This window comes from Actinoplanes sp. 13 (assembly GCF_056134165.1).
This window is the reverse complement of record NZ_JBVYOQ010000014.1, coordinates 1-11927: the sequence shown is the minus strand read 5'-3', so window position 1 is coordinate 11927 and position 11927 is coordinate 1. Positions and strand designations below refer to the sequence as shown.

At 71.9% G+C, this 11927-nt stretch carries 8 protein-coding genes and 1 riboswitch; of the genes, 3 read left to right on the top strand and 5 right to left on the bottom strand.

The annotated features are described in order from the left end of the window. Window positions 1–55 precede the first annotated feature (55 nt). Window positions 56–1678 (bottom strand): chaperonin GroEL, encoded by a 1623-nt coding sequence (groL, locus tag AC0NH5_RS24930; protein WP_474408097.1) that lies wholly within the window; start codon window positions 1676–1678, stop codon window positions 56–58. Window positions 1679–2062: 384 nt separating this feature from the next. Here groL and AC0NH5_RS24925 point away from each other — a divergent pair, with 384 nt between their 5' ends. Both AC0NH5_RS24925 and AC0NH5_RS24920 read left to right on the top strand, forming a co-directional pair. Next, a complete protein-coding gene (locus tag AC0NH5_RS24925) occupies window positions 2063–2566 on the top strand; it encodes an N-acetyltransferase family protein (protein WP_474408095.1) in 504 nt (167 codons plus the stop codon). Then, window positions 2566–3006 carry a hypothetical protein gene (locus AC0NH5_RS24920; protein ID WP_474408092.1) on the top strand — a complete coding sequence of 147 codons (441 nt, stop codon included), beginning with the start codon at window positions 2566–2568 and terminating at the stop codon, window positions 3004–3006. The genes AC0NH5_RS24925 and AC0NH5_RS24920 overlap by 1 nt, the downstream gene beginning before the upstream one ends. A gap of 216 nt (window positions 3007–3222) precedes the next feature. Here AC0NH5_RS24920 and thrC read toward each other — a convergent pair whose 3' ends face one another. The 4 genes from thrC to AC0NH5_RS24900 form a co-directional block, all read right to left on the bottom strand. After that, window positions 3223–4503 (bottom strand): threonine synthase, encoded by a 1281-nt coding sequence (gene thrC, locus AC0NH5_RS24915; RefSeq protein ID WP_474408089.1) that lies wholly within the window; start codon window positions 4501–4503, stop codon window positions 3223–3225. Window positions 4504–4514: 11 nt separating this feature from the next. Then, a riboswitch (SAM riboswitch) is annotated at window positions 4515–4651 on the bottom strand. 319 nt (window positions 4652–4970) lie between these two features. Next, complete coding sequence (locus tag AC0NH5_RS24910; protein ID WP_474408086.1) at window positions 4971–5867, bottom strand: ABC transporter permease; 897 nt, start codon at window positions 5865–5867, stop codon at window positions 4971–4973. Then, complete coding sequence (locus tag AC0NH5_RS24905) at window positions 5864–8758, bottom strand: alpha/beta fold hydrolase (protein WP_474408083.1); 2895 nt, start codon at window positions 8756–8758, stop codon at window positions 5864–5866. Before AC0NH5_RS24905 ends, AC0NH5_RS24910 begins: the two co-directional genes overlap by 4 nt. A gap of 47 nt (window positions 8759–8805) precedes the next feature. Further along, window positions 8806–9426 carry a hypothetical protein gene (locus tag AC0NH5_RS24900; protein WP_474408081.1) on the bottom strand — a complete coding sequence of 207 codons (621 nt, stop codon included), beginning with the start codon at window positions 9424–9426 and terminating at the stop codon, window positions 8806–8808. Window positions 9427–9536: 110 nt separating this feature from the next. Here AC0NH5_RS24900 and AC0NH5_RS24895 point away from each other — a divergent pair, with 110 nt between their 5' ends. Next, window positions 9537–11762 carry an AAA family ATPase gene (locus AC0NH5_RS24895; RefSeq protein ID WP_474408079.1) on the top strand — a complete coding sequence of 742 codons (2226 nt, stop codon included), beginning with the start codon at window positions 9537–9539 and terminating at the stop codon, window positions 11760–11762. Window positions 11763–11927 lie beyond the last annotated feature (165 nt).

The window sequence follows — 11927 nt, the reverse complement described above, 5'->3', positions numbered from 1 at the left end:
GCCGGAGAACGAAAAAGGCGGGTCGCTCGCGCGACCCGCCTTCTTACGACTGGACTCAGAAGTCCATGTCACCGCCGCCCGGGGCGCCGGCCGGAGCCGGGTTCTTCTCGGGCTTGTCGGCCACGACGGCCTCGGTGGTGAGGAACAGCGCGGCGATCGACGCGGCGTTCTGCAGCGCCGAGCGGGTGACCTTGGCCGGGTCGATGATGCCCGCGGCCAGCAGGTCCACGTACTCGCCGTTCGCGGCGTTCAGGCCGTGACCCGCCTCGAGGTTGCGCACCTTCTCCACCACGACGCCGCCCTCGAGGCCGGCGTTCACGGCGATCTGACGCAGCGGGGCGTCCAGCGCGACCTTGACGATGTTCGCACCGGTGGCCTCGTCGCCGGACAGGTCCAGCTTGTCGAAGGCGGTCTTGCCGGCCTGCACCAGCGCGACGCCACCACCCGGGACGATGCCCTCCTCGACGGCCGCCTTCGCGTTGCGAACGGCGTCCTCGATGCGGTGCTTGCGCTCCTTGAGCTCGACCTCGGTGGCCGCGCCGACCTTGATCACCGCAACGCCGCCGGCCAGCTTGGCCAGGCGCTCCTGCAGCTTCTCACGGTCGTAGTCGGAGTCCGAGCGCTCGATCTCGGCGCGGATCTGGTTGACCCGGCCCTGGATCTGCTCGGCGTTGCCGGCACCGTCGACGATGGTGGTCTCGTCCTTGGTGATGACGACCTTGCGGGCCTGGCCCAGCAGGCTCAGGTCGGCGGCGTCCAGCTTGAGGCCGACCTCCTCGCTGATGACGGCGCCACCGGTCAGGATGGCGATGTCCTCCAGCATGGCCTTGCGGCGGTCACCGAAGCCCGGGGCCTTGACGGCAACGGACTTGAAGGTGCCACGGACCTTGTTGACGACCAGGGTGGCCAGCGCCTCGCCCTCGACGTCCTCGGCGATGATCACCAGCGGCTTGCCCGACTGCATGACCTTCTCGAGGACCGGGAGCAGGTCCTTGACCGCGGAGATCTTGCTGTTCGCGATCAGGATGTAGGGGTCGTCGAAGACGGCCTCCATGCGCTCGGCGTCGGTCATGAAGTACGCCGAGATGTAGCCCTTGTCGAAGCGCATACCCTCGGTGAGCTCGAGCTCGAGGCCGAAGGTGTTGCTCTCCTCGACGGTGATGACGCCTTCCTTGCCGACCTTGTCCATGGCCTCGGCGATGATCTCGCCGACCGTGGAGTCACCGGCCGAGATGGACGCGGTGGAGGCGATCTGCTCCTTGGTCTCCACGTCCTTGGCGAGCTGCGAGAGCGCCTCGGAGACGCTCGTGACCGCAGCCTCGATGCCCCGCTTCAGGGCCATCGGGTTCGCGCCCGCAGCGACGTTGCGCAGGCCCTCGCGGACCAGCGCCTGAGCCAGGACGGTCGCCGTCGTCGTGCCGTCACCGGCGACGTCGTCGGTCTTCTTGGCGACCTCCTTGACCAGCTCAGCGCCGATCTTCTCGTACGGGTCCTCGAGCTCGATCTCCTTGGCGATGGATACACCATCGTTGGTGATCGTGGGGGCGCCCCACTTCTTCTCGAGAACCACGTTGCGGCCCTTGGGGCCGAGGGTCACCTTGACCGCGTCGGCGAGCTGGTTCATGCCCCGCTCGAGGCCCCGACGAGCCTCCTCGTCGAATGCGATGATCTTGGCCATACGGCGTTGTCCTCCCGGACATCCGCGGTGCCGGGCCTGCTCGGCCCCGCTCTCCGCACGTTGAGGAACGACTGCGGACGTCACCACCTGGCGATGTGACGTCCTCAGGCCGAGCCGGATAGCCCGCGACGACCGGCTCCGTGCCGCAGCGCCGATGGCGGCGCCGTGACCGGAACCCCACCGTCCCGACCTGCTTGGCACTCACTGGGCGCGAGTGCCAATCACTTGTTTAGCACTCCCCGGTGGCGAGTGCAAGAAACCCCATCTTCTCGCGAAACCCCGCGACCGGCCCCGGTTTCCTTGCAAAGATCTTGAAGGCCTGGTCACGACCGGTTTACGTCAACCGGGTTGCCGCTCGTCACACCGGGCGGTATGGAGTACGGCATGGACAACTGGACGGTTCGACGAGTGACCACGGCCGACGCGGGGCGGATGCGCGCGCTGCGCCTGGAGATGCTCGCCGACAGCCCGCTGGCCTTCCTGGAAACGCTGGCGCAGGCGGCCGCCCGGCCGCACGAGAGCTACCGGCAGCGGATCGCCCAGTCCGCCAGCGGCCCGGACACCGCCCAGTTCATCGCCGACCCGGGCGGGCCGCTGATCGGGCACGCCGGCGGCGCCACGGTGCCGGACGAGCCGGACTGCACGGTGGTCTTCGCGGTCTACCTCACGCCCGCCTACCGCGGCGGCAAGGTGCTGGCCCACCTCATCGACGCGGTGGCCGACTGGTCGGCGGCGTCCGGGCGCACCGAGCTGATGCTGGAGGTGGTGGTCGGCAACGACCGGGCCGTCCGGGCGTACGAGAAGCTCGGCTTCGCCGACACCGGCCTCCGGCTGGCCCACCCCACCGTGCCCGGACTGGCCGAGCTGCAGATGCGCCGGCGGATCTGATGAGGCCGGCGGTCCGCAGCGTCCTCACCGCCCTCAACGGCACGACCGCCGCCGGGCTCCTGCTCGCCAAGGTCGCCGGGGCGCGGATCAGGCGCGGCCGCGACGGCGTGCTGATCGCCGAGGGATACCGGCTGCAGGTCCCCCGGAACACCTGCTTCACCGTCGGCTCGGTGATCCTCACCAAACGGTCCGCCGACTGGCTGCTCGCCGAGGAGCGGGCCCGCCTGCTGACCCACGAGTGCCGTCACGCCGGCCAGTACGCCGTTCTGGGCCCGCTCTTCTGGCCCGCGTACTGGCTCGCCTGCGGCTGGTCGATCGCGCTCACCAGGTCGTACGGCGTGCGGAATTTCTTCGAGAAGCACGCCGGGCTGCTGGACGGTGGTTATCCCGAGGAGCTCCCGCTGCGCCCGTGGGCGCAAAAAGCCCTGCGCAGGCGGTAGGGGAAGTTTGGTCGGGAGGACGGACGCACAGTGCCTCCGCAGAGGGTCAGCACTGGGGTCGTCGGGTCCCTCGGAGATTGTCGCCAATGTCCAGGTGAGGGGCCTCGTACGGCGTCACGTCCTCCCGCGTCATGCATCTTGCCCATCCGGAGATCGGTGTGCAAGTCCTCCGAGGAGGGATTCTTCGACAACCGGCTCGGAACCGGTTACGGAGAGCTATCCCAGCAGGCCGGCCTCGCGGGCGCCACGCAGCGACGGTTTGATGGTGTGCGTCGGTCCAACCTGGCCGGCGACCGCGTCGATCGTCTTGAGACCCTCGCCGGTGTTGTAGACGACGGTCTCCTTGGCCGGGTCCAGCTTGCCGGTCGCGACGAGCTTCTTCAGCACCGCGACCGTGGTGCCGCCCGCGGTCTCGGCGAAGATGCCGGTGGTCTCGGCGAGCAGCCGGATGCCGTCGCGGATCTCGTCGTCGTTCGCGTAATCCATCCAGCCACCGGTCCGCCTGACCGCCTCGATCGCGTACGGCCCCGCGGCCGGGTCGCCGATGTTGAGCGACTTGGCGATGCCGGCCGGCTTCACCGGGGTGATCACGTCGGTGTCGGCGTGCAGCGCCGTGGCGATCGGGTTGCAGCCCTCGGACTGCGCGCCGAAGACCGCCCAGCCGCCCTCCGGCGCCTCGGCCAGTCCGATCTCGACCAGCTCGGAGAACGCCTTGTCCACCTTGGTGAGCAGCTCGCCGGAGGCCATCGGGATGACCACCTGCGGCGGGATGCGCCAGCCCAGCTGCTCGGCCACCTCGTAACCGAGCGTCTTCGAGCCCTCGGCGTAGAAGGGCCGCACGTTCACGTTGACGAACGCGGTGTCCTCGAACTCGTCGGTCTCCACGAGCTCGCTGCAGAGCCGGTTGACGTCGTCGTACGAGCCCTCGATCGCGACGAGCTCCCCGCCGTACACCGCGGTGGTGATGATCTTGCCCGGTTCCAGATCGGACGGGATGAAGACGATGCTCGGCACCCCGGCGCGGGCCGCGTGGGCGGCCACCGAGTTCGCCAGGTTGCCGGTGGAGGCGCAGGAGAAGCGGTTGAAACCCAGCTCCTTGGCCGCGGTCAGGGCCACCGACACGACCCGGTCCTTGAACGAGTGGGTCGGGTTCTGCGAGTCGTCCTTCACCCACAGCGGCGCCTGCAGGCCGACCGCCGCGGCCAGCGCCGGAGCACTCACCAGCGGGGTCAGGCCCGGGTCCAGCGTCACCCGGGTCGCCGGGTCCTGGCCGGCGGGCAGCAGCCCCGCGTACCGCCAGATGTTCTGCGGGCCCGCCTCGATCTGGGCCCGGGTCACCCGCGCGAGCGCCGCCTCGTCATAGGCGACCTCGAGCGGGCCGAAACACTCGTAACAGGCGTGCTGGGCGGCCAGCGGATATTCCGCGCCGCAGGCACGGCAGACCAGGCCACGTGCCGGGGTCTTGATAGCAGAAGGTGCACTGACGGTAGACGTCATCGAGGCCTTTCCTCTCATCTTTCCCCGCGGCGACCTGCACGAACGGGGACGGAATTAGCACCTGCCACGCGCGGCCTCGTCATCGAGACATGCGTGGTGGTTGCCGGGGCGTCAACGGGCCGTATCCCTCAGCCCCTCTGGATGAGGTATTCAGTTGTTTCCCACACCTTACGACGAGATGCCGCCGGCGCCACCACGAGTTCCCGAGCTGTGAGCTGATCCTCATCGTCCGTGACGGCCGGTCACATCCACGGTCAACTGCAAGATCAGGAGCAGGCTGTCGTAGCGGGGTGGTGGGTACAGACCGCTGCTCACGCCGAGGGCCGCGCGGCGGCTCGCTGGCCGCTACGCGTCCAAACCACTCCCCACCACCCGGCAACGTGCGTGAGTGGTCACCCCAAAACCCGTGTGTGAAGTTCGGGCTCGAATCGAGCCCGAACTTCACACACGGGATTACCCGGCGGGGGTCAGGAGGTCACGTCCTTGCGGGTGAAGCGGTAGAAGGCGATCCCCCAGAACAGGGTGGCGTAGACGACCGCCGAGATGGCGCCCTGCGCCAGGTCCTCCCCCTGCACCGGGGTGGAGAGCAACCCCCGCCAGGCGTCCGCGTAATGGGTGGGCAGGAAGTTGCGGATACCGCCGAGCGCGGTGATCTGGTCCAGGATGCTGGACAGGATCCAGAGCATGACCGCACCGCCGACCGCGCCCAGAGCGGCGTCGGTGAGCACCGACAGCAGGAACGCCAGGCCGGCCACGACCAGCAGGACGACGGCCAGGTAGGCGACGATGCCGAGCAGCCGCACGATGCCTTCGGCGGGCGGGATCTCGGCCGCGATGGTGCTGCCCAGCGGCCCCCAGCCGTACCGGACCGTGCCGATCAGCATCGCTGTGCCGACCAGGATCGCGAGGGCGAGCAACGAGTACCCGGCCGCGACGATCAGCTTGACGCCGAGCAGCCGGGCCCGCGGGACGGGGACCGCCAGCAGGTACCGCAGGCTGCCCCAGCTCGCCTCGCTGGCGACGGTGTCACCGAAGAACAGGGCGACGACCACGACCAGCAGGAAACCGGCCGACATCGCGAGGCAGAACAGGGTGAAGTTGAGCCCGCCCGAGGTGGCCAGGTCGGCGATGCTGCTGAACGCACCGCCGCCGTCGGCGTCGTCGTCCTCCACCGCGTCGCCGCCGAACTCGAACGCGAGCAGGATGATGATCGGCAGCAGCGCCATGAACCCGAGGGCGAGCTGGGTCCGCTTGCGGGCCGCCTGCCGGCGCACCTCGGCCAGGATCGGCAGGGTCCGGGTGGGCCGGTAACCCGGCGCGGCCTCCAGGGCATCGCCCGGCCGCTCGGACGTCGCAGAGCTCATCGGTCGCCACTCCCTCGCGAGTTGTCGCCCACCAGGGCCAGGAACGCGTCCTCCAGCCGGCGCCGCGGCACCAGCCGGTCCACCCCGATACCGGCCTCGACCAGCGACACGACCACCGCGGAACGGGCGGTGCCGTTCATGTCGACGATCAAGCCGGACGAGCCCTCCGGGGTCACCGAGCGCACGCCCAGCTCTTCCAGGACCCGGGTGGCGGCCGGCACGTCGGAGACGTCGAGCTGCACCGACGGCGACTCGCCGACGATGTCCTCGACCGGGCCGGATGCCACGATCCGGCCCTTGTTGACCACGACCGCGTGCGTGCAGGTCTGCTCCACCTCGGCGAGCAGGTGGCTGGAGACGAGCACGGCCCGGCCGTCGGTGGCGTACCGCTGCAGGACGCGGCGCATCTCGGCGATCTGCGGCGGGTCCAGCCCGTCCGTCGGCTCGTCGAGCACCAGCAGCTCCGGCATGCCGAGCATGGCCTGGGCGATGGCGAGGCGCTGGCGCATGCCGTGGCTGTACTTGCGGGTCTTGCGGTGCACCGAGGACCCCAGACCGGCGATCTCCAGGGCCTCGTCGAACCGCGCGTCCGCCGCCGGCCGGCCGGTGGCCCGCCAGTACGCCTGGAGGTTCTGATAGCCGGTCAGGTGCGGCAGGAAGCCGGGGCCCTCGACGAGCGCGCCGACCCGGGACAGGATCGGGGCGCCCGGCACCAGCCGGTGCCCGAAGACGTAGATCTCACCGGCGGTCGGCGAGGTCAGCCCCATCAGCACCCGCAGCGTGGTGGTCTTGCCGGCGCCGTTCGGGCCGAGCAGGCCGACCACCTGGCCGCGCTGCACGGTGAAGCCGATCTCCTGGACCGCCACGAACCCGTCCCCGTACGCCTTGCGCAGCCCGTTCACGACGAGCGGGGTGTCCGCGTACTCCTCGGTCACGGTGCGTTCCTGCCGCCGGTTCCGCAGGCGCAGCACCAGGATCAGCACCAGCAGCCCGAGCAGGATCGCGCCGACCACGCCGGCCAGCACGTACCACCAGATCGTCGCCGGGTCGGCGATCGGATCGCCGACCAGCGTCGGCAGGGTGAGCGCCGGCTCCACCGCGACGGTGTAGACGGCGGGCCGGGCCGGCGTGAGGTAGGCCTGGTCGGAGGTGGCGACAGCGACCCGGAGGCGGTGCCCGGCGTCGACGCGCCGCACGATCGCCGGCAGTGTGACGGTGACCGCCTGCGCCTGGTCGATGCCTGCCGGCAGGCCGGTCAGCCGGACCGGCGCCACCAGGCCGGCGCTGAGCGTGGCGGCCCCGTTCTGGTCGACGTCGTACAGCTTGACGAAGACGACCGCCTCGCCGGTCGGCGACGCCACCTTCAGCCGCAGCGTGGGCGAGCCGGCCACCTCGACCGCCTCGGTCAGCGGGGCGGAGGCGAACGTGGCGAACTGGCCGGGGACGTCCATGGCGACGCCGCCGCTGAGCAGCGAGCTGAGCCGGCCACCGATGCCGGGCAGCGAGCTGAGCGCGCCCGGATTGCCGTTGGGCGGATTGGCGACCGGCTGCGCCGGACCGGCCAGGGAGACCTGGGTGCTTCCGCTGCCCGCGATCCCGGGGTACGAGTCGACGCTGTACCCGTTCGTCACCAGGCCCCGGTCCAGGGCGCTGAAGCCGGCCACCCGGGACCAGGTGAAGCTGTCGCCGGGTGCCTCGCCCTCGCCCTTGAGGTAGTGGTCCAGCCACTGGACGGTGAGGAACTTCACCCGGTCCGAGTCGGAGTCCGGACCGGCGCCGCCGTCGTGGCCGCCGGTGAACCAGGCCACCCGGACCGGGGTGCCGGACGCGGCGATGCCTTTGGCGTTGGCGTCCGCCTCGGAGAGCGGGAACAGCGAGTCGACCGCGCCCTGGATCAGCAGCGTCGGTGCCTTGATCTTGTCGAGCACGCCGGCCGGGCTGGACTCGGCGAGCCGGTCCAGGGTCGCCTGGTCGGGCACGCCGGTGGTGGCCATCGACAGGTACGCCCGGCAGACGTCGGCGGCGAACCGCCCGCACGCCGGGTCACCGGCCGTCGCGGCGCCCGGCGTCGCGGCGCCCGGCGCCAGGCCGCTGCCGGCGCCGGTCTCGCCCGGACCGGCCCCGGGGCCTTCTGCCGCAGCGTCGTCCTCCCCGGCCGGGGAGTCGCCGCCCGCGGCCGCCCCCAGGCCGGCCTGGCCGAGAGCGCCCTCGGCAGCGGCCGATCCGTTGCCGAAGAACAAGCCCGCCCAGGCCTTCTTGAAGACACCGATCGCGTCGGTGCCGGCGGACTGCGGGAGGAAAGCCCGGCCCAGGTCGTTCCAGGTGATCGACGGGACGATCGCGTCGACCCGCTGGTCCTGGCCGGCGAGCAGCAGGGCCAGCGCCCCGCCGTACGAGCCGCCGACCACGCCGACCCGGGGGTCGCCGGCACCGTCGGTCCGCACCTCGGGCCGGGCGGCGAGCCAGTCGAGCAGGCCCTGCGCGTCCTTGACCTCGTAGTCCGGGTGGTCCAGGTGGATCTGCCCGCCGCTGCGGCCGAAGCCCCGAGCGGTGTAGGTCAGCACCGCGAAGCCCCGGTCGGCCAGCGACTCGGCGTCCGAGCGGACCGAGCTCTTCGTGCCGCCGAAGCCGTGCGCCAGCAGCACGGCCGGGACCTTGCCGGACCGCTCCCGGGGCAGATAGAAGCGGGCGTCCAGGTCGACCGGCTCGTCGCCGGCCGGGCCGGAACGGACGGTGATCCGAAGGTCCTCGAAGGTCCAGGCGGCACGCTCCGGGCGGACCGCCCAGACCACCGCGGTGGCGATCACCAGGATCGCCACCGCGGCGGCGACGGCCCGGCGACGGTTCAGCCGGGGCAGCATGCGACGCACTCCGGCGGTCAGGGCTGACATGGCGCCCACGCTAGCCGGATGCGGCTGAGCGGTGCCTGTGAACAGCCTCAGCAACCACTTCCCGCGGTGAAGTGCTTCTCCACGCTGGCCGTGACACCACCGATCACCGCGTTGATCGTGCCGCCGGTGGCGGAGAACAGCAGCGCGTTGCCCTCCTCGGCGATCTCCCAGCCCTGGGCCCCGCCGGCGCCGGTCACCGCCTTGCCGTCGGAGAACTCCTCCTGCACCTCGGTCAGCGGGCGGCCGATCCGCGGGTCCTCCTTGGTCGCCTTGACCATGACGACCTTGCCCTGGGCGAGGAACACCTCGGGCTTGGCGAACCGGTCGGTGCCGACCGCGGTGGCACAGCCGGCCGCGTCCGCCGGGGCGCCCAGCAGCCCCGACTCGACCAGGTCGGCCTGCGGCTCGCCGACCACGAACGGGCCGACGCCGTCCGGCTGCACCTCGACCATCGAGCCGAAGCCGACGGCCGGGCCGGTGGGCTCGGGCTTGGGGGCACCGGACGTGCCCTCCGGCGCGTCCAGCGAGACGGTGGGCTCGGCGCCGGCCGGCGCGCTGCCGGCGGCGTTCGGCGCGGGGGTGGCCTTCTCTTCGGCGTCGTCGCTGCACGCGGTGAGCGCGCCGAGAGCGAGCACGACGGTGATCAGGGTGAGAGGGCTGCGCCTCATCAGTAGCCTCCAGAAGGCGTGGCGGCGCCGACGGGGCAGGTCCGCCGACCCCGTGGCGGATAGCGTTGACACTCGAGAGCCCCCAAAACGATCAATCGGAGGCATCCGCGGTGGCTGATGATCTCACGCTGACGGTGACTTTGCGGCCCGCGGCCCTGGACGCGAGACGCGGCATCGTCCGGCTCCATCCCGAGGTGATGGCGGCCCTGGCGCTGCGCCCTGGCGACCCGGTCCGGCTCGCCGGCACCCGCACCACGGCCGGCATCGTGGCCCGGGCCGACGCCACCGCCAGCCGCGCGCTGCTGTACGCCGACGATCTCACCCTGGGCAACCTGGGTGTACGTGACGGCGCCCAGGTCACGGTGACGCCGGTGCCGGTGGTGGAGGCCCGCCGGCTCACGTTGGCCGGGCCGCCCGAGATCGTCGCCGTGGTCTCCCCCGAGATGCTGCGCCTGGCCCTGCTCGGCAAGGTGGTCAGCGCCGGCGACGACGTCTCGCTGCTGCCGCAGGACGTGCTCCCGGAGGCCGGGCACCGGTCCCTGGTCGAGGCAGCCCGGCGCAGTCTGGCCAACCGGGTGGGGTACGCCTGGACCAGCACCCTGCTGACCGTGACGGATCTCACCGGCGGGGACGCCGCCCTGGTCACGATGGACACCGTGGTCGGCTGGCAGGACGGCCCGGTCGCGGCCGGCGGGACGGCGACCACTCGCCCGGCCCGGACCGGCACCACCGCCTCGACCGACCCGGAGGTGCCGCCGCCCAGCCTGGACGACCTGCCCGGCCTGCGCGCCCAGGCCAAGGAACTGGAGGAACTGCTCGACCTCGGCTTCCACCACGGCGAGGTGCTGGCCCGCCTGGGCACCAAGGTGTCACTCGGCGTGCTGATCTCCGGTCCCGCCGGATCCGGCAAGTCGGCGCTGGTCCGGGCGGTGGCCGCGACGGTCGGCGCGCGGGTCCGCCCGATCTGGGCGCCGGAGCTCGCCGCCCTGACCAACAACGCCGCGGCCGCACGGCTGCGGGAACTGGCGGCGGAGGTACGTGCGGAAGGGCCCGCGGTTCTGCTGATCTCGGACGTCGAGGCGCTGGCGCCCCGGGAGGAGCCGGGCCCGATCTCCACGGTGTTCCGGCAGGTGCTGGCCGAGACGGTGGCGGCCGGCGTGGCGGTGGTCTGCACCACCAGCCGGCCGGAGTCGGTCGACCTGTCACTGCGCTCCCCCGACCTGCTCGCCGTCCAGCTGACCGTGCCGCTGCCGGACGCGGCGATGCGCCGCGAGCAGCTGAGCGTGCTGACCCGCGGGATGCCGCTCGCCGAGGACGTCCGGCTGGACGACGTCGCCGGGCGTACCCCCGGGTTCGTCGCCGCCGACCTGGGGGCCCTGGCCCGCGAGGCCGGGGTCCGCGCCGCGCTGCGGCTGGTCGGCGACGGCCGGCAGGCGGAGGCGTCACCGATCGTGACGATGGCCGACTTCGAGGCCGCGCTGGACGTGGTCCGGCCCACCTCGATGGCCGAGTCCACCCTGGAGGTCGCCGAGGTGACCCTGGACGACGTCGGCGACATGGCCGACGTCAAGCAGATGCTCACCGAGTCGGTGCTGTGGCCGCTGACCTATCCGGACACCTTCGCCCGGCTCGGCGTCTCGCCGCCGCGCGGGGTGCTGCTCTACGGCCCGCCCGGATGCGGCAAGACCTACCTGGTCAAGGCGATCGCCGGCACCGGCAAGGCGAACGTGCTCTCGGTCAAGGGCGCGGAGCTGCTCAGCAAGTGGGTCGGCGACAGCGAGCGTGCGGTGCGTGAGCTGTTCCGCCGGGCCCGGGAGGCCGCGCCGACCCTGGTCTTCCTGGACGAGGTGGACGCGCTGGCACCGACCCGGGGCCAGGCCACCGACGGCGGCACCACCGACCGGGTGGTGGCGGCGCTGCTCACCGAGCTGGACGGCGTGGAGGACCTGCGCAACGTGGTGGTGATCGGCGCCACCAACCGGCCGGACCTGATCGACCCGGCTCTGCTGCGGCCCGGCCGGCTGGAGCGGCTGGTCTATGTGCCGCCGCCGGACGCCGAGGCGCGCGCGGCGATCCTGCGCGCGTCGTCGCGGGCGGTGCCGCTGGACGAGACCGTCGACCTGGGGAAACTCGGCGCCGAGCTGGAGGGCTTCTCGGCGGCGGACTGCGCGGCGCTGATCCGGGAGGCGGCGCTGGCCGCGATGCGGGACTCGCTGGAGGCGTCCACAGTCACCGCGGCGAACGTGGACACCGCACGGCGCCGGGTCCGGGCGTCGCTCGACCCGACACAGGTCGCCTGGCTGGAGGCGTACGCGGAGACACACCAGCCGCGCTGATCGGCGTGACGGGCCACCTCAGGCGCGCTGATCGGCGCGGCGGGCCGCTTCAGCCCGGCGGCCGCGGTGGGGGACGGGGGGCGCAAAAAAGGGGAGGGGGGGGGACGGAAAACGTAATCGAGGGTAGGGGGACCACTGTTCATAACAAAGAAAGGAGCGTGGGGG